Raw genomic sequence first — 17,151 nt, 5'->3', positions numbered from 1 at the left:
CTCGCTAGGCTGGCCCCATGCTGGGAGTGAAGGACTACGAGCAGGACTACATCGACGCCTGCCGGTCGCGGGTCGAGACCCAGGTCGTGATGTTCCACGAGGTGGCGCAGGCCGCGCGCGACCACGGTGACGCCGACGTCTCCCACCTCGAGGGCGCGCTCGAGTCGCTCGAGTACGAGTACTTCAACAACATGCTCATCGTCCTCGACGGCTACTTCGTCCACCGCCTGCGCGGCGTCGAGGGCGAGGACGGCAACGCGCTCAACGAGGTGCGGGTGCTCGTGCGCTCGCTCATGGAGAACGGCGGCACCCTGATGGCCGACCCGCAGATCCGGCTCGACCCGGCGCGCAGCGTCCTCGGCCTGCAGGTCGGTGCCCCCATCACGCTGACTCTCCAGAAGTACCGCCGGATCTCCGACGCCTTCCTCCGTGAGATCGAGAACAAGTTCTCGCGCGACGACTGACCGGGACCCACCGCCCGCCCGTCCGACATGCCCGCAGATCGAAGGAGATCCGCCGTGCCCCGCGCTCCGATGTCCGCCGAGGTGCGACGTGATGCCATGGGTGTCCCGCACCTGCGCGCCGGCGACGTGATGGAGCTGGCCCGCCTCCAGGGACGCATCACCGGCCTCGACCGCGCGTGGCAGATCGAGCACCACCGCTGGCGGATGGAAGGACGGACGGCCGAGTACGTCGGCGCCCACGGTCTCGCCTGGGACCGGTTCTCCCGGCAGGTGCTGCTCGAACCGACGGTGCGCCGCTGCTTCGAGCGGCTCGACCGCGAGACGCGGACGTGGCTGACGGCATACGTGGACGGCGTCAACGAGACCCTGGCCGAGGGACTCGCGGGCACGCCCGAGGTCGCGCTCCTCGGGCTCCAGTCGTATGCCGCCGCGCCGCGCCCGTGGGAGGCGTGGACGCCGCTCGGCATCTTCTGGGGCATCCACCTGCTCTTCGGGACCTTCCCGGCCAAGCTCTTCAACGCGCACGTCGCCGACCGGCTCGGCGCCGAGGCCCTCGCGCTGTTCAATGCCGAGGGGGTCGAGCGGGCCGAGGCCTCGGGGAGCAACGCGTGGGTGATCGGCGGAGCGCGAACGGCGAGCGGACTGCCCCTCGTCGCCGGTGACCCGCACCGCACGATCGAGCTGCCCGGCTGCTACCAGCAGGTCGGCCTCGCTTGTCCCGAGTTCGACGTCGTCGGCTTCACCTTCCCGGGGGTGCCCGGCGTGCAGCACTTCGCCCACACGGGCACCGTCGCGTGGGGCATCACGAACGCGATGGCCGACTACCAGGACCTGACGCTCGAGTCACTCGGTCACGTCGGTCACGGCCCCGACGGCTCGCCGCTGCTCAAGGCGCGCGGCATCGACGGGTGGGAGCCGGTGCGCGCCTCGAGCGAGACGCTGAGGGTGCGCGGCGAGGCCGCCGTGGAGGTCCCGGTCGTCGTCACGTCGCGCGGGCCGATCGTCACCGGCCTCGAGGCGGAGATCGAGCGGCTCGTCGGCGAGCCCGAGGCACCGCCGCAGTGGACCGACGAGAGCGTCCAGCCGCGCCGCGCCCACCCGGCTGCGCACAGCCTGCGCACGCCGGCCCACGTCGAGGAGGACCTCGGCTTCGGCGCCCTTCTGCCCCTGCTCCGGGCGCGGACGGTCGCCGACGTCGAGGAGGCCCTGTCGCGCTGGGTCGAGCCGGTCAACAGCGCGCTCGTCGCCGACGACACGGGTCGAGTCCGTCACCTCGTCGTGGGTCGCGTGCCCGAGCGCGACGAGATCGGGGCGGTGCTGCCCGTCCCGGCGTGGGACCCCCGGCACGTGTGGCACGGCTACCGGCGCGGGAGGGGCAGCGACGTCCCCGACGTCATGGTCAGCGCCAACGACCGGGCCAGTGGCGGCGGGCTCGGGGTGGAGTACGCCACCCCCTTCCGGGCCGGCCGGATCCGCGAGCTCGTCGAGTCGAGGGAGCGGTTGACCGTGGACGACTGCGCGGTGATCCACGTCGACACGCGCAACGGACAGGCCGATGTCATGCGCGAGCTCGTCAGGGCCGCCCAGGTCTCGGGGGCCGCCGGCGACGTGCGGGCCGAGCTGCTCGCCTGGGACGGCCGCAGCGACACCGGCAGCCGCGGTGCCGCGCTCTTCGCCGCCTGGCGCACGGCGCTCGTGCGGTGGTTCTCCGAGCACCCGGCCCTCTCGGCCCTGCACGAGCCGAGCGGCCACTCCCGCATCTTCGCGGCGTGGACCGACATCGTGACGCAGATCGGGGTGGGTTGGCACTCGATGGCACACCTCGGTCCGGCTCATGGCATCGACGTGGGCGAGGGTGTACGCGTGGCGCTCGAACACGTCGCGGCGCACCGTGACTCGCTGACGACGTGGGGCGAGCGGCACTGGCTCGACCCGGTCCACGCGCTCGACGCGACCGGGCGTGCGCCCCACGTCCCGCGCGACCCCGTCGGGGGCGACAAGGGCTGCGTCCTCGCGGCGGCGAGCGCGCCCGGGGTGACGGACCGCTGCTACGGCGGGCCGGTGGCGCGCTACGTCTGGGACCTCGCCGACCGTGACGCGAGCCGCTGGGTCGTGCCCTTCGGGGCGAGTGGAGACCCCCGCGACCCGCACTTCGCCGACCAGACGCCGGCGTGGCTGGCCGGCGGGCTGCACCCGGTTCGTCCGACGACGGGAACTGGGTAAAGGAGAACTTTGCCCGTCTTTTACTATTTGCGGTACAAATCGTGACTTTACGACGTACTGTTCTCGCGTAGCGCCCCGAACGGGCCCCGCACACTGCAGGAGTAGTGAGTCTGGTGACGACGAGCATGACGCCCACGCACGGGGATCCGTTGCGCCACGGCTCGCGGCCGCTCTCCGACGGTGACCACGAGCGCTGGCTGCCCGACCCGTCCTGGCCCGTGCCGCCGCGAGGGTGGCAGCTGTGGGCCGCCGCCGGCTCGACCGCCCGTCCGGGACGAGCAGGAAATGTCGACTCCGGCCCGATCGGGGACGGGTCTGACTCCCACTCGAGGCCCTTGATCGACGAGACTGTCGACGTGAAGTCCGAAATGCCCTCTGTGGCCGTGCTCGAGGACGCCTCGTTCACGCTGCCGGCCCGCCCGAGCGCCCGCGTCGACCACCAGCGCGTCGACCTGCTCGCCGACCGTCCGGAGCGACGGGTCCCCGAGGGCACGGTCGCGGGCTTCGCGGTCCTCGGTGCCCTCGTCCTCTTCAGCTGCCTCGTCGGCGGCCTGACCGGCGGCCTCATCGTCATCGGCGTCTCGACCCTGCTCGCGGCGAGCGCTGCCCTCGTGCGGGGGCACCTGTCGCTGTCGCGGGTCGGTGGACAGCGCGGCGCAGGGCTGCTCCTCGGGGCGGCCGTCACCGCCCTCATCCTCGGCTCGGTCGCGACGCACGACCGTCGTCCCGGTCTCGAGGTCCTGCCCAGCGCGCCCGTGCCGGTCAGCTCCGACCGCGTCACCGACACCCACACGGCGTATGCCGCCGCCCCCCCGGCACCGTCAGCGACGTCGGTCGCGACCACGACGCCGACCCCGCGAGCCATCCGCTCGACCGAGGCCGCCGCTGCGGCGGCCCGCCCGACGCCTACCGCGCCTGCCCTGCCCACCGAGGCGGCCGAGTCGGACGAGCCGGTCGTCCCGGTCGCCGACGTCACCCCCGCCGCTACGCCGCGGGCCGACGCCTCGGCGCCGGCGTCGGGCTCGACGACCGGTGGTCAGGCCCTGACCCTCAAGCCCGACGCGCTGAGCCCGTCGGCGGTCGCGCCCGTCGGTGGCCCGGGCCCGAAGGGCGCCACGGACGACAAGGGCGGCAAGGGCAGCAAGGGCGACAAGGGCAGCAACGGCGACAAGGGCAGCAAGGGCAGCAAGGGCGGCAAGGGCGGCAAGGGCGGCAAGGGCGGCAAGGCCCCGAAGGGCTCGAAGGATCTCAAGACGTCGAAGGCGCCCAAGGACGCGACGGCGAAGGCCGCGAAGAACGCGGGCGCGAAGAACAACGGCTCCAAGAGCAACGGCTCCAAGAGCAACGGCTCCAAGAGCAACGGCTCCAAGAGCAGCGGCTCCAAGAGCAACGGCACGAAGAGCAACGGCACGAAGAGCAACGGCGGCACGGACAAGAACCGCAAGGACCAGAGCGGCACGACGAAGGCCGGCTCGCGGCCCAAGCTCTCCCAGGCCGGCATCGGCGGGTCGGGGGCAGGGGCGACGTCGGTCACCGGCTTCTCCACGATCCCCGCGGCGCGTGCCGGCGCGGTCTCCCCCCGGGGCGCCGCGGCCCTTCCGGTCCGCTGACCCGTCGTCGTGGGGGCGTGCCCCAGGGGGTATGCCGTTGCGCCACGGTCCCTGGACCCGATCCAGGTGCTCTCGAGCGCCCCGGACGTGTGCGACAGTGACCTCGTGGGGAACTCAATGACCCGGGCCACGATCATCTGGTTCGTCGGCGCCGCGGTCGTGGGGGCGATCGCCGGCGGCCTGCACCTGCTCCGTTCCTCGATCGGTGGCGCGCACACCGGACTGCCACTCGCCGTGTCGGCCTTCGCCCTGACCGCCCTCGCGGCCGTCATGCTCTTCCATGGCGTCATGCTCGCCGCGCGTGAGCAGGACGCCGCTGCCGGACCCGCGCCCCGCTTCGTGGACGAGCCGCAGGACGAGCTCGCGAGCACGCACGGCGGGTCGGCCGGCGCCGTGCCCGACGCCCTCGACCCGGACCAGGCGTCGTCCGACGGGCCGGCGGTCTACACCTTCCGCGGTGGCAAGCCGGTGGGCGACCGCTCCCACCGTCCGGAGCGGCGCGACCGCTCGCCGCGCAGCTGACCGCGCCGTCACCCCCTCCGGGCACAATGGCGTGATGAGCGCAGGCCCCACCCACTGGGTGCTGCACGTCGACCTCGACCAGTTCATCGCAGCGGTCGAGGTGTTGCGCCGCCCCGAGCTCGCCGGGCGGCCGGTCATCGTCGGGGGTCGCGGCGACCCCACCGAGCGGGCCGTCGTGTCCACGGCGAGCTACGAGGCCCGTGAGTTCGGTGTCGGGTCCGGCATGCCGCTGCGCCTCGCCGCACGCAAGGTGCCCGATGCGGTGATCCTGCCCGTCGACGCCCCGGCCTACACCGAGGCGTCCGAGCACGTCATGGACACCCTGCGTGGCCTCGGAGCGGTCGTCGAGGTGCTCGGCTGGGACGAGGCCTTCATCGGCGTCGACACGGACGACCCCGAGGCCCTCGCCGAGCGGGTGCGCGCCGCGGTGCTCGACGCGACGCAGCTGCACTGCTCGGTCGGGATCGGCGACAACAAGGTGCGGGCCAAGATCGCCACGGGCTTCGGCAAGCCGCGCGGCGTCTTCCGCCTCACCCGCGACACGTGGTTCGAGGTCATGGGCGACCGGCCGACCATCGACCTCTGGGGTGTCGGGTCCAAGGTGTCCAAGCGCCTCGCCGGCCACGACATCCACACGGTGCGCGAGCTCGCCGACGCCGACGAGGCCGTTCTCGTCGGCGAGTTCGGTCCGCGGATGGGCGTCTGGTACTCCCAGCTCGGCCGCGGCATCGGGTCGGCTGTCGTCGACGACTCCCCGTGGATCGCCCGCGGTCACAGTCGTGAGACCACCTACCAGCGCAACCTCACGACCCCTGACGAGGTGCGCGACGCCGTGGGTGAGCTCGCCTCCCAGGTCTTCGACGACACCGTCAGGGAGGGGCGCCCGGTCTTCCGGGTCACCCTCAAGGTGCGCTACGCCCCCTTCTTCACCCAGACGAGAGCGCGCAAGCTGGCCGCCCCGACGAGCGAGCGCGCCGACGTCGTCGACGCGGCCGTCGCCCTCGCCGGGACGCTCGACCCCGACCGCGAGGTGCGGCTGCTCGGGGTCCGGGCCGAGATGGTGATGCCCGAGGGCGGCGACCCGGTCGAGCGCACGCCGGTGCGCGGTCGGCTCTGAGTCGGTCGCTCTCATCTTCGTCGCCTACGGTCGTCCGCATGCCTTCTCGAGATGACCGCGCGGTGGACGTCCGGCGGCGGTTCGGCGGCGAGCCGGCCACCGGAGTCCTGTCGACGGTCGCGGTCGTCGTGGTCGTCGTCGCACTGCTCTTCGTCGTGCGTGACGCCGCCTACCGTGCGACGGCCTCCGGTGCGGTGGCCCTGCCGTCGGTCGTGGGTGGCGTCTTCGAGGTGGTCGGCGAGCTCGGGCTCGTCGTCCTCGCCGGCGTCGCCGTGGCGCTGACGTGGCGGGCCCGCTCACGAGGGCTGGAGCACCTCGCGGTCGCGGTGGTGGCCGCGGTGTCGACGGTGGCGGCCTACGTCCTGAGCGAGGTCGTCAAGGGGTTCGTGCGCGAGGAGCGGCCGTGCCGTGCGCTCTCGGTGCGGACTGTCGCGTCCTGCCCAGCGGCCGGCGACTGGTCGTGGCCGAGCAACCACGCGACGATCGCCGGCGCCCTCGCCACCGCCGTGGTGGTCCTCGCCCCGGTGTGGTGGAGGTTCGTCGTCCTGCTCGCCCTGGCGGTCGGGGCCTCGCGCGTGCTCACCGGCGCCCACTACTGGCACGACGTCGTCGCCGGCCTCGCGGTCGGGGTGCTCGTCGTGTGGTTCGGCACCTGGGCCCTGGCGCCGGTGGCGCACCGTCTTCTCGTGCGATCGGTCGGGTCGGGGCCGTCGGGGTGGCGTCGCGTCCTCGGCCAGTCCTACGTCCCGAGGTATGCCGCCGGCGACCCGGCCGATGCTGGCGTCGAATCGACCGGCGGGTCGGATCGTCCCGCCGTGCAGGACCCCGACGAGGACTGAGTGCTCGGGCACCGCCCGGCGATGCGGAGCGATTCCTCGAGCACCGCGGCGTGCGTGGGGGAGCGGCCTCTCGGCTCTCTGGGTCAGAGCGCTGCGGCCACCGACCGGCCGGCGGTACGGCCGCTGAAGAGGCAGCCGCCGAGGAAGGTGCCCTCGAGGGAGTTGTAGCCGTGCATGCCCCCGCCGCCGAAGCCGCTCACCTCGCCCGCGGCATACACCCCTGCCAGCGGCTCTCCTCCGGCGCGGAGGACCCGGCCCGCGAGGTCGGTCTCGAGGCCGCCGAGCGTCTTGCGGGTCAGGATGTTGAGGCGCACCGCGATGAGCGGACCCGCCTTCGGGTCGAGCAGCTTGTGCGGAGTCGCGACGCGGATGAGCTTGTCCCCGCGGTAGTTCCGCGCCCCGCGGATCGCGGTGACCTGGGCGTCCTTGGTGAAGTCGTTGTCCATCTCGTTGTCACGCGCGACGATCGTGCGCCGGAGTGACTCGACGTCGATGAGGTCGTCGCCGGTGAGGGCGTTCATGCCGCGGACGAGCTCGTCGAGGGTGTCGGCCACGACGAAGTCCTCGCCGTGCCGCTTGAACGCCTCGACGGGGGCGGCCGCACCCTTGCGGGCTCGCCCCAGGACCTGCTTGACGTCCTTGCCCGTGAGATCGGGGTTCTGCTCCGATCCGGAGAGGGCGAACTCCTTCTCGATGATGCGCTGGGTCAGCACGAACCATGAGTAGTCGTGCCCGCTGCGCATGATGTGGCCCAGGGTCCCGAGGGTGTCGAAGCCGGGGAAGTAGGGGGCCGGGAAGCGTCGTCCGCGCGCGTCGAGCCAGAGGGACGAGGGCCCGGGCAGGATGCGGATGCCGTGGTTGTCCCACACGGGGTCCCAGTTGCGCAGGCCCTCGGTGTAGTGCCACATCCGATCGGGGTTGATGACGTGGCCGCCGGCCGTCTGCGTGATGCCGAGCATCCGGCCGTCGACGTGCGCGGGGACGCCCGCCACCATCCGGGCCGGCGGCGAGCCGAGCCGCTCGGGCCAGGCGCGGCGCACGAGGTCGTGGTCGCCGCCGATGCCGCCGCTCGTCACGATGACCGCCTGCGCCGTGATCTCGAAGTCGCCGACCTCCTCCCGGCTGCTCGGCCGCCCCCGGTCGACCCCGGCGGGCGCGAGGAGGCGACCGCGTACACCGGTGACCGTGCCCGCGGTCTCGACGAGCTCGTCGACGCGGTGCCGGAAGGCGAAGGTGACCCGGCCGCTCGCGACCGCCGCCCGGACCCGTCGCTCGAAGGGCTCGACGAGACCCGGGCCGGTGCCCCACGTGATGTGGAAGCGCGGCACCGAGTTGCCGTGGCCGTCGGCCCGGCCGTCACCGCGCTCGGCCCAGCCGACGACGGGGAAGAGTCGGTGGCCCTGCTCGTGGAGCCACGAGCGCTTCTCGCCGGCCGCGAAGTGGAGGTACGCCTCGGCCCACTTGCGCGGCCAGAAGTCCTCGTCACGGTCGAACTGGGCCGAGCCCATCCAGTCCTGGGTCGCGAGCTCGAGGCTGTCCTTGATCCCCATCCGCCGCTGCTCCGGGCTGTCGACGAGGAAGAGCCCGCCGAAGCTCCAGAAGGCCTGGCCGCCGAGCGACTGCTCGCCCTCCTGGTCGACGAGCACGACCCGCTTGCCGCGCTCCGCGAGCTCGGCGGTGGCGACGAGCCCGGCCAGGCCGGCTCCCACGACGACGACGTCGGCATCCATGGGTCAGATCATGTCATCACCCGCGTCACTGGCCGGTGGCGCCGTCGATGCACTCACGGAGCAGGTCCGCGTGACCGCAGTGGCGGGCGTACTCCTCGACGAGGTGGACGAGGACCTCGCGCAGGTTGATCGGGTTCGTCGGGTCGAGGCTGACGAGGTCGAGCGACTCCGCCGCGGCCACGAAGTCGTCACCGTTGGACGTCTCCTCGCGCCACCGAGCCCAGGCCTCCGCGACGACGGCGTCCTCGCCGACGGCACCGGTGAAGTCGGCGTCGCGGTCGTCGGCCCGGCGATAGAGGTGGGGCGTGTCCTCCCCGGCCATGACGCGCCGCCACCACGTCTGCTCGACCTGGGCGAGGTGGCGCACGAGTCCGAGCAGCGACATCGTCGACGGCGGCACCGAGCGTCTCGCGAGCTGCTCGGCCGTCAGGCCGGAGCACTTCAGCTCCAGCGTGAGGCGGTAGTTCGCGAGGTAGTCGAGCAGGGTCGTGCGCTCGTCCCCGAGGAGGGCCTCCTGCGTCCTCGGGTCGTCCTCGGGGTCGACCCACATGTCGGGATACGTCTGTCCGGCCATGCCGCCCATCGTGGTGCCCACGGACGGCGCGCGCCAACCGATATCGGGAGGGCGGCATACGCTGTCGGCGAATCTGCCCGCGGCAGAGCGGGACTCCGACAAGAGGGCGGGCGGGCCACGCTGGGAGCATGACCGAACCACTCACGCCCTCGCCGCTGGACGACCAGCTGTCGATGCAGCTGCTCCACCAGCGGATCATCGTCCTCGGGGCCGAGGTCGACGACCCGATCGCCAACCGGATCGCGGCCCAGCTGCTCCTGCTCTCGGCGCGGGACCCGCGCGCCGACATCAGCCTCTACGTCAACAGCCCCGGCGGGTCCGTCACCGCGGGGCTGGCCATCTACGACACGATGCGGCTCATCCCCAACGACGTCTCCACTCTCGCAGTCGGATTCGCGGCCTCGATGGGCCAGTTCATCCTCGGCGCGGGCACACCCGGCAAGCGCTTCGCACTGCCCAACTCGCGGATCATGATGCACCAGCCGTCCGCCGGCATCCAGGGGACGGCCGCCGACGTCGAGGTCCAGGCCGCGAACCTGCTGGCCGTCAAGCGCCGGGTCAACGAGCTGCAGGCCGAGCACACGGGCCAGACCGTCGAGCAGATCACCCGCGACAGCGAGCGCGACCGCTGGTTCAGCGCCGAGGAGGCGGCGGCGTACGGCATCGTCGACCACGTCGTCAGCTCCCTCGCGGACGTCCGCCCCGGCGGCACCGAGCGGAAGGTGGGACTCCGATGAGCAGCTACACGATCCCGTACGTCGTCGAGAGCACGCCGGCGGGGGAGCGCAGCTTCGACATCTACAGCCGGCTGCTCCAGGAGCGGATCATCTTCGTGGGCACCGAGATCGACGACGGTGTCGCCAACGTCGTCATGGCCCAGCTGCTCCACCTCTCCTACGTCGCTCCCGACAGGGAGGTGTCGCTCTACGTCAACAGCCCGGGCGGCTCGTTCACGGCACTCATGGCCGTCTACGACACGATGCAGCTCGTGCAGTCCCCGGTCGCCACGTACTGCCTCGGACAGGCAGCCTCCGCCGCCGCGGTGCTCCTCGCGGCGGGGGAGCCGGGGCGCCGCTTCGCCCTGCGTCACTCGAGGGTCCTGCTGCACCAGCCGTCTGCGGGCGGTCAGGGGACGGTGAGCGACCTCGCCCTGCAGGCCGACGAGCTCCTCCGGGTGCGCGCGCAGGTCGAGGAGGTGCTGAGCCACCACACCGGCCGGTCGGTCGACCAGCTCCGCCTCGACACCGACCGGGACAAGGTGCTGACGGCACAGCAGGCCGTGGAGTTCGGCATCGTCGACCACGTCATCGAGCGAGCCACCGAGGTGGTGCCCGTCGTGGGGTGAGGTGAACCGGGCGATTCCATGGACAGGCCACCGACCTAGTGCAAGAGTGCGAGGTGCACGGTCGAGCGACCCGGCGCCGAGGGCCCTCAGCAGATGCATCCATCTCGCCCGCCCCCGGCCCGACCCGACCCGACCCGCTCACAGAAGGGTCATGCCCCGGACGGGCTCCACTTCCTCGAAGGGGAGCTCATGGCTGGTTCACGAAAATCGCGCCTTCTCCGCATCAGTTCCGTCTCCGTCCCGGTCCTCGCCCTCGCCGCCTTCGGGCTGCCGGCGACCCAGGCCGAGGCCCAGTCCGACACGCGCTCCAGCGCCCACCTCGTCGGCACGTCCACCGCATCCACCGGCGCGTTCACGCCGTCGGGCGGCAACGACGTGACCGACGAGGAGTTCGTGGGCGAGCCCGACGACGCCGACGCGAGCGGTCCCCCGGCCTTCCACGGCCAGATCACCGACCGCACCCTGTCGAGCGGGCACGGCGGCGGTGCCAAGATCTCGACGGGGAACGGTCCCAAGGCGAAGTCGAACCCGCAGCTGGGTTCATCCTTCGAGGGCCTGAACCTCTTCCAGCAGAGGTACGCCCGCGGCGGCAACCAGTTCACCGTCGAGCCCCCCGACCAGGCCCTCTGCGTCGGCAACGGCTACGTCCTCGAGGCCGTCAACGACGTGCTCAACGTCTACGACAAGAAGGGCGCCTCGGCCCTGCCGGACAACACCGCCACCAACGTCGTGTCCGGCTTCCCGACCGACGTCGGCCACGCCGTCGACCTCAACTCCTTCTACGGCTACGGCCCGGCGATCAACCGGGCGACCGGCGTGCGCGCCCAGAGCATCACCGACCCGGTGTGCCTCTTCGACGCCACGACGCAGCGCTTCTTCGTCGCTGTGCTGACCCTCGAGAGCCAGCCGAACGGCGTACTGACGCAGGTGAACCACCTCGACATCGCCGTCAGCCAGACGGCCAACCCGACCGGGTCGTGGAACATCTACAAGATCGACGTCACCAACGACGGCACCAACACCGGTGGCGTGAACGCCGGGCCGTTCCTCGGCGACTATCCGCACATCGGGGCGGACGCCAACGGGCTCTACCTGACGACCAACGCCTACCCGTGGAACCACAACGGCTTCGCCGGGGCCCAGATCTACGCCCTGCCCAAGGCGCAGCTCGCCGCGGGGACCGCAGACGTGAACGTCGTGCACCTCGACACGTCGGGCACCGTCAACCTGCCGAGCGACGCCGGCAACACGCAGCCCGGCTTCACCGTCTGGCCGGCCCAGTCGCCCGGTACGGGCTCGTTCGAGACCGCGGCCAACGGCACGGAGTACTTCATGAGCTCCACCGCCGCCGACGAGGCGACCCACCCGGTCGCCGGCACGGGCGGCAACTACGTGTCGAGCACCGTCGTGGTGTGGGCGCTGACGAACACGGCGTCGCTCAACTCAGCGAGTCCGGCCGTGTTGCTCAGCAACCAGGTGGTGCCCACGGAGACGTACGCGCTACCGCCCAAGGCGAAGCAGCCGGGCGCCGGGACGACCCCGACGACCGCTACGCCGCAAGGCCACTGCATCAACGACACGTCGACCCCCACCGTCGCCGGTGTGGGCTGCTGGCGGCTCCTCCTAGGCGCCGAGCCGGCACACGACGAGGTCATCTCGCGGCCGGACTCCAACGACACCCGCATGCAACAGGTGTCGTACGCCAACGGCAAGCTCTGGGGCGCTCTCGACACCGCGCTCAACCCCGGTGGTGGCGCCCAGCAGGCCGGCATCGCGTGGTTCGTGGCCAAGCCGTCTGTCTCCAGCCGCGGCGTGTCGGCCAAGCTGGCGCTGCAGGGCTACCTCGGCAGGGCCGGGGCGGACCTGACCTACCCGGCCATCGGCGTGACGCCGAGCGGTCGTGGCGTCATGGCGTTCAGCTACACCGACTCCACGACGTTCCCCAGCGCTGCCTATGCCGGGATCGACGCCCTCGCGGGCACCGGACCGATCTCGATCGCCGCGCAGGGCAAGGCGACTGACGACGGCTTCACCAGCTACAAGGCGCAGGTGGGCAACCCGCCACGCACCCGTTGGGGCGACTACAGCGCAGCAGCCGTCGACGGTGGCTCGGTGTGGATCGCCAGCGAGTACGTCGCGAGCGCCTGCGACTACACCACGTGGGGTGGGCGCTTCTTCGGGGCCACCACCGGTGACAACAAGCTCGGCACGTGTGCACCCTCGCCGGGGGCGGCAGGGTCGCGGACCTCGCTGGGCAACTGGTCGACGAGGGTCAGCCAGGTCACGCCGTAGTGGCATGAGGGGGAAGGGTGGCGGCGGCGCCGGGAAGGCGTCGCCGCCACCTCCATGTCCGGGCAACGTCGACGGCGGCGGTAGTGGCCTGCGGTGGGGAGTGCTCCCCATGCAGTCGGCGCGCGCCGGCAGCGCGCCTCGTCCAGTCTCGAGATGCAGGAACAGGCAACTCACGAAAGGGACATCGCATGCGCAGGAACCGACTGACCCATGTCATCGCCGCCGCAGCACTCGTACTCGGTGGGCTCGGCGTCGCCACCGCGACCGTCACCGCCTCGGCACCGACCGCCCGTGCCGACGAGTGCTACTCGTGGCCCCGCGCCCTCAGCTCCGGAACCTCCGGCAGCGACGTCACTCAGCTGCAGATCCGCGTCGCCGGCTGGGTGCCGCGCGGCCAGGTCATGGGCATCGACGGCTCCTTCGGGGCACAGACCAAGACCGCGGTGGCCAACTTCCAGAAGGCATACGGTCTCACCGCCGACGGCATCGCCGGCCCGGCGACCTTCTCGAAGATCTACGCACTCCAGGACCCGGACTGCTCGCCGCTCCACTTCACCTACGCCGAGGCCAGCTACAACTGCGGCCGGGGCTTCACGGGCACGGCGGCCACCAAGGAGAACATGAAGCGGGCCCTGTGGCGGGCCGAGGCGCTGCGCCACCAGCTCGGTGACCACCCGCTCAAGGTCACGTCGGGCTACCGCGACTCGACGTGCAACGCGTCCGTCGGTGGGGCGAGCAACAGCGTGCACCTGAGTGGCGGCGCCCTCGACCTCGTCCCGGGCGACAGCGCGACCTCGATCTGCAGCATCGCCAAGCAGGCCCGCTACGCCGGCTTCGGCGGCATCTTCGGACCCGGCTACCCGGCGCACGAGGACCACGCCCACGTCGACATCCGGACGAGCATCGCCTGGGACGCCGACGCGTGCGCGGGCTGGTGACGGTGAGCACCGCTCGCAGGGGGCTCGCGTCACTGCTCGCCGCTGCAGCGGTCGCCGTGCTCGGCGTCGTCGCGGCGCCGAGCGCCCTGGCCGCCTCGAACGACGAGATCGCCTTCGACTACTTCGTGGCAAAGGGCCTGACCGAACGCCAGTCCGCCGGCGTCGTCGGCAACCTCGTCCAGGAGTCGGGAAGCCCGGTCAACCCCTACGCCGACCAGCCGGGTGGCCCCGGCATGGGCATCGCCCAGTGGAGCGAGGGTGGGCGCTGGGACACCGACTCCCGCGACAACGTGGTCTGGTACGCCGGCCTCAGCGGGCGCTACCGCTACGCGCTCGCGGCCCAGCTCGACTTCACGTGGTACGAGCTGTCGACGTTCTCCTCCTACGGTCTCGCAGACCTCAGGTCGTCGACGTCGGTGAGCACGGCGACGACCGTCTTCATGCGGAAGTTCGAGCGGTGCGGCACGTGCGCGACGACCCAGCGCATCGCGTACGCCAACGACGTGCTGTCGAAGTACGGCAGCGGTGGTACGGGCGGCAGCACGACGGAGACGAAACTGCCGGTGTTGCGCAGCGGCAGCAGCGGGGCGGCCGTGCGCACGCTGCAGTACCTGCTCAGGGCGTCGGGCCGCAGCGTCTCCGCCGACGGGTCCTTCGGCCCCGCAACGGATTCCGCCGTGCGCAGCTACCAGTCTGCCCACGGGCTGTCCGTCGACGGCGTCGTCGGCAACACCACGTGGTACTCGCTGCTGCCCGTGCTGCGCCAGGGTGCGAGCGGCGAGGCCGTCAAGGGTCTGCAGCGCGAGCTCGTCGACGCCGGCTACGCGTTGACCGTGGACGGGTCGTTCGGCCCGGCGACGTCCTCGGCGGTGCGTGCCTACCAGACCAGGACCGGTCTGGTCGTCGACGGGGTCGTCGGCACCAACACGTGGGGCAGCCTCATCGACTGATCCGGCTCCCGTCGCCGACAGGCCCGGTGCCGCTCACGCGACGAGCAGCACCGGGCCCGTCGCTGCGTCCGAGGGGGTCGCGATGCTCGAGCCGACGCGCGAGGTGAGGTCGAGGACGCGACCACCGGTGCCCTCGGAGGTGAGGTCGCGCAGCTCGCGGTGGGCGGCGCCCACGAGACCGGTGATGCTGGAGCCCAGGGCGACGCAGACCGCCTCGAGCACCTCGGACGACGGCTCCTTGAGCCCCCGCTCCACCTCGGAGAGGTAGGCGACCGAGATGCCGGCGCGCGCGGCGACCTCGGCGAGGGTGCGTCCTTGGCGGCTGCGCAGGCCGCGCAGGAGGCGCCCGTAGACCTCGCGCAGCAGCGGCGTCCGGAGGGTGGTCTGGGGGCGCGGGGCGAGCTGGGTCATGACGGTCTCCGATCTCGGTACGTCCGTCCAGCGTCGCACGCGGGCGCCCGGATCGTGCTGACTGCGCAGACCCACGGCGTACGCCGTGGGCGAACTCCCCAAACATGTTGACGGCGTTTACTTCGTCGATGAGTCTTGTCGGTGGTGACGCCTAAAGTCGTCGCACGCCGCAACTCACACCTCGTCCCACAGGCACGACTCACCCGGGGAGCCCGCACATGACCATCACCACCGACGCGCGCGCCGTGCGCGACCGGTCCACAGGTCCGGCCATCGAGGCCGAGCACCTCGTCAAACGCTTCGGCGACATGACCGCCGTCGACGACGTCAGCTTCTCCGTGCCCCAGGGCACGGTCCTCGGTCTGCTCGGCCCCAACGGTGCCGGCAAGACCACCACCGTCCGCATGATGACGACCCTGAGCCGCCCGACGAGCGGCTCGGCCCGCGTCGCCGGCCACGACGTTGCCCGCGAACCCGAGCTGGTCCGCCGCAGCATGGGTCTCACCGGCCAGGCCGCCACGGTCGACGAGCTGCTCACCGGTCGCGAGAACCTCCGGATGATGGGCTCGCTCTACGGACTGCCGGGGGGTGAGGTGCGCAGTCTGTCCTCCGAGCTGCTCGAGCGCTTCTCGCTCACCGACGCCGGCAACAAGGTGGTCAAGGACTACAGCGGAGGCATGCGGCGCCGGCTCGACCTCGCAGTCAGCCTCATCGCCACGCCGCCCGTCCTCTTCCTCGACGAGCCGACCACGGGTCTCGACCCGCGCAGCCGCGTCGAGCTGTGGGACGTGCTGCGTGGCCTGGTGCGCGACGGCACGACGCTGCTCCTCACGACGCAGTACCTCGAGGAGGCCGACCAGCTGGCCGACCGCATCGTCGTGATCGACCACGGCCGCATCATCGCCCAGGGCACGCCGCTCGAGCTCAAGGACCAGTCGGGCAAGGCCGCCATCGTCCTGACCGTGTCGCACGCCGACCAGCTCGAGCCGGCCCGCGCTCTGCTCGCCGCCCACGTCCCCGAGGTCCACGTCGACGTGGCGGCCCGTCAGCTGACCGCCCCGGCAGACGGGCTGTCCGACATGACGCGCGTCGCGACGGTGTTCGAACGCAGCGAGATCGTCCTCGACGACCTGGGCCTGCAACGGCCCAGCCTCGACGACGTCTTCCTCAGCCTCACCGGCCACCGTGCCGAGCCGCCCTCCGGCGACGGCACACAGTCGTCCACCGAGACCAGCACGCAGATCGAGGAGCAGCGATGACCGACTCCGCCGTCAAGGACGCCACGCGGGTGGACCACGTCGAGCCCCACGACTTCCAGCCGCCGGGCTTCGTCCGCCAGGTCACGACGATGGTGTGGCGCAGCCTGAAGCACATCAAGCGTCAGCCCGAGATGCTCACCGACGTCACGATCCAGCCGGTCATGTTCGTGCTGCTCTTCGCCTTCGTCTTCGGAGGCTCGATCGTCATTCCCGGCTTCAACTACCGGGAGTGGCTGATGCCCGGGATCATGGCCCAGACCATGGCCTTCTCGGCGTTCATCGTGGCGATCGGCCTCAACATGGACCTCGGCAAGGGCATCATCGACCGGTTCCGCTCGCTCCCCATCTCGAGGGGCTCGGTCCTCGTCGGACGCAGCATCTACAGCATCATCCACTCGAGCATCGGCATCTTCGTCATGTCGCTCACGGGTCTCGCGATCGGCTGGCGCATCCACAACGGGGTCGGCCAGGCCCTGCTCGCCTTCGCGCTGCTGCTGCTCTTCGGTTTCGCCATGATCTGGGTCGGCATCCTCGTCGGCTCGTCGATGCGCTCGCCCGAGGCCGTCAACGGCCTGATGTTCACGACGATCTTCCCGATCACGTTCCTGGCCAACACCTTCGCCCCGACGGTGGGCATGGCCGGGTGGTTGCGGACCATCGCGGAATGGAACCCGATCAGCTCCCTGGTCCAGGCGATGCGTGAGCTCTGGGGCAACGGGCCCGAGGCGCTGCCCGACGCCGCCCCGCCGCTGCACCATCCGGTCCTGACGACGGTGATCTGGTCGGTCGCGATCACCGCCGTCGTCGCCCCGCTCGCGGTGCGCGCCTTCATCCGCCGCACGACCGACTGAGGGCAGGAGCGGCCTACCGCCAGTAC

At 71.7% G+C, this 17,151-nt stretch carries 16 protein-coding genes; 13 read left to right on the top strand and 3 right to left on the bottom strand.

Translation table 11 applies throughout. The features are described 5' to 3' along the window. Positions 1 to 17 precede the first annotated feature (17 nt). From NR112_RS19365 to NR112_RS19340, 6 genes are all read left to right on the top strand, one after another. A complete protein-coding gene (locus tag NR112_RS19365; RefSeq protein WP_256795925.1) occupies positions 18 to 464 on the top strand; it encodes a hypothetical protein in 447 nt (148 codons plus the stop codon). 54 nt (positions 465 to 518) lie between these two features. Continuing rightward, complete coding sequence (locus tag NR112_RS19360) at positions 519 to 2,687, top strand: penicillin acylase family protein (RefSeq protein ID WP_256795924.1); 2,169 nt, start codon at positions 519 to 521, stop codon at positions 2,685 to 2,687. 356 nt (positions 2,688 to 3,043) lie between these two features. Beyond that, positions 3,044 to 4,297, top strand: a complete 1,254-nt coding sequence (locus NR112_RS19355; protein ID WP_256795923.1) for a hypothetical protein — start codon at positions 3,044 to 3,046, stop codon at positions 4,295 to 4,297. 105 nt (positions 4,298 to 4,402) lie between these two features. Continuing rightward, on the top strand, positions 4,403 to 4,819 hold the full coding sequence (locus tag NR112_RS19350) for a hypothetical protein (RefSeq protein ID WP_256795922.1): 417 nt from the start codon (positions 4,403 to 4,405) through the stop codon (positions 4,817 to 4,819). A 34-nt stretch (positions 4,820 to 4,853) separates the two neighbouring features. Next, entirely contained in the window at positions 4,854 to 5,936 is a 1,083-nt protein-coding gene (locus NR112_RS19345; RefSeq protein ID WP_256795921.1) for a DNA polymerase IV, read from the top strand. A 38-nt stretch (positions 5,937 to 5,974) separates the two neighbouring features. Further along, positions 5,975 to 6,775 carry a phosphatase PAP2 family protein gene (locus tag NR112_RS19340; protein WP_256795920.1) on the top strand — a complete coding sequence of 267 codons (801 nt, stop codon included), beginning with the start codon at positions 5,975 to 5,977 and terminating at the stop codon, positions 6,773 to 6,775. An 83-nt stretch (positions 6,776 to 6,858) separates the two neighbouring features. Here the strand turns inward: NR112_RS19340 and NR112_RS19335 are convergent, their stop codons facing one another. Further along, positions 6,859 to 8,505, bottom strand: coding sequence for an FAD-binding dehydrogenase (locus NR112_RS19335; RefSeq protein ID WP_256795919.1), 1,647 nt, complete (start codon positions 8,503 to 8,505; stop codon positions 6,859 to 6,861). A 25-nt stretch (positions 8,506 to 8,530) separates the two neighbouring features. Then, positions 8,531 to 9,079, bottom strand: coding sequence for a DinB family protein (locus NR112_RS19330; protein ID WP_256795918.1), 549 nt, complete (start codon positions 9,077 to 9,079; stop codon positions 8,531 to 8,533). 128 nt (positions 9,080 to 9,207) lie between these two features. On the opposite strand from NR112_RS19330, the gene NR112_RS19325 reads away from it, so the two are divergent. From NR112_RS19325 to NR112_RS19305, 5 genes are all read left to right on the top strand, one after another. Continuing rightward, the gene (locus NR112_RS19325) at positions 9,208 to 9,816 is read left to right on the top strand and encodes an ATP-dependent Clp protease proteolytic subunit (RefSeq protein ID WP_256795917.1); all 609 of its coding nucleotides are present in this window, start codon (positions 9,208 to 9,210) and stop codon (positions 9,814 to 9,816) included. Beyond that, a complete protein-coding gene (locus NR112_RS19320; RefSeq protein WP_256795916.1) occupies positions 9,813 to 10,424 on the top strand; it encodes a ClpP family protease in 612 nt (203 codons plus the stop codon). Before NR112_RS19325 ends, NR112_RS19320 begins: the two co-directional genes overlap by 4 nt. A gap of 189 nt (positions 10,425 to 10,613) precedes the next feature. Beyond that, on the top strand, positions 10,614 to 12,716 hold the full coding sequence (locus tag NR112_RS19315) for a hypothetical protein (protein ID WP_256795915.1): 2,103 nt from the start codon (positions 10,614 to 10,616) through the stop codon (positions 12,714 to 12,716). Positions 12,717 to 12,904: 188 nt separating this feature from the next. After that, positions 12,905 to 13,654, top strand: coding sequence for a D-Ala-D-Ala carboxypeptidase family metallohydrolase (locus NR112_RS19310; protein WP_256795914.1), 750 nt, complete (start codon positions 12,905 to 12,907; stop codon positions 13,652 to 13,654). 2 nt (positions 13,655 to 13,656) lie between these two features. After that, positions 13,657 to 14,604, top strand: coding sequence for a phage tail tip lysozyme (locus tag NR112_RS19305; RefSeq protein ID WP_256795913.1), 948 nt, complete (start codon positions 13,657 to 13,659; stop codon positions 14,602 to 14,604). 33 nt (positions 14,605 to 14,637) lie between these two features. On the opposite strand, the gene NR112_RS22715 is transcribed toward NR112_RS19305, so the two are convergent. Then, positions 14,638 to 15,015: a helix-turn-helix domain-containing protein gene (locus tag NR112_RS22715; protein WP_306217456.1), complete on the bottom strand. Its 378-nt coding sequence runs from the start codon at positions 15,013 to 15,015 to the stop codon at positions 14,638 to 14,640. Positions 15,016 to 15,233: 218 nt separating this feature from the next. On the opposite strand from NR112_RS22715, the gene NR112_RS19295 reads away from it, so the two are divergent. Both NR112_RS19295 and NR112_RS19290 read left to right on the top strand, forming a co-directional pair. Beyond that, positions 15,234 to 16,274, top strand: a complete 1,041-nt coding sequence (locus NR112_RS19295; RefSeq protein WP_256795912.1) for an ATP-binding cassette domain-containing protein — start codon at positions 15,234 to 15,236, stop codon at positions 16,272 to 16,274. Further along, entirely contained in the window at positions 16,271 to 17,125 is an 855-nt protein-coding gene (locus tag NR112_RS19290; protein ID WP_256795911.1) for an ABC transporter permease, read from the top strand. The genes NR112_RS19295 and NR112_RS19290 overlap by 4 nt, the downstream gene beginning before the upstream one ends. The last annotated feature ends 26 nt before the right edge of the window (positions 17,126 to 17,151 follow it).

Source organism: Terrabacter sp. Ter38, assembly GCF_024519435.1.
Taxonomy (GTDB): Bacteria; Actinomycetota; Actinomycetes; order Actinomycetales; family Dermatophilaceae; genus Terrabacter.
The sequence above is the reverse complement of the archived record's forward strand: the minus strand, read 5'-3'. Positions and strand labels throughout refer to the sequence as shown.

What these genes read in the sequence shown, in the direction of transcription:
- NR112_RS19365 (WP_256795925.1), top strand. Translation starts at nt 18, where the DNA reads ATGCTGGGAGTGAAGGACTACGAGCAGGACTACATCGACGCCTGCCGG.
- NR112_RS19345 (WP_256795921.1), top strand. Translation starts at nt 4,854, where the DNA reads ATGAGCGCAGGCCCCACCCACTGGGTGCTGCACGTCGACCTCGACCAG.
- NR112_RS19340 (WP_256795920.1), top strand. Translation starts at nt 5,975, where the DNA reads ATGCCTTCTCGAGATGACCGCGCGGTGGACGTCCGGCGGCGGTTCGGC.
- NR112_RS19335 (WP_256795919.1), bottom strand. Translation starts at nt 8,505, where the DNA reads ATGGATGCCGACGTCGTCGTCGTGGGAGCCGGCCTGGCCGGGCTCGTC.
- NR112_RS19330 (WP_256795918.1), bottom strand. Translation starts at nt 9,079, where the DNA reads ATGGCCGGACAGACGTATCCCGACATGTGGGTCGACCCCGAGGACGAC.
- NR112_RS19325 (WP_256795917.1), top strand. Translation starts at nt 9,208, where the DNA reads ATGACCGAACCACTCACGCCCTCGCCGCTGGACGACCAGCTGTCGATG.
- NR112_RS19320 (WP_256795916.1), top strand. Translation starts at nt 9,813, where the DNA reads ATGAGCAGCTACACGATCCCGTACGTCGTCGAGAGCACGCCGGCGGGG.
- NR112_RS19315 (WP_256795915.1), top strand. Translation starts at nt 10,614, where the DNA reads ATGGCTGGTTCACGAAAATCGCGCCTTCTCCGCATCAGTTCCGTCTCC.
- NR112_RS19310 (WP_256795914.1), top strand. Translation starts at nt 12,905, where the DNA reads ATGCGCAGGAACCGACTGACCCATGTCATCGCCGCCGCAGCACTCGTA.
- NR112_RS22715 (WP_306217456.1), bottom strand. Translation starts at nt 15,015, where the DNA reads ATGACCCAGCTCGCCCCGCGCCCCCAGACCACCCTCCGGACGCCGCTG.
- NR112_RS19295 (WP_256795912.1), top strand. Translation starts at nt 15,234, where the DNA reads ATGACCATCACCACCGACGCGCGCGCCGTGCGCGACCGGTCCACAGGT.
- NR112_RS19290 (WP_256795911.1), top strand. Translation starts at nt 16,271, where the DNA reads ATGACCGACTCCGCCGTCAAGGACGCCACGCGGGTGGACCACGTCGAG.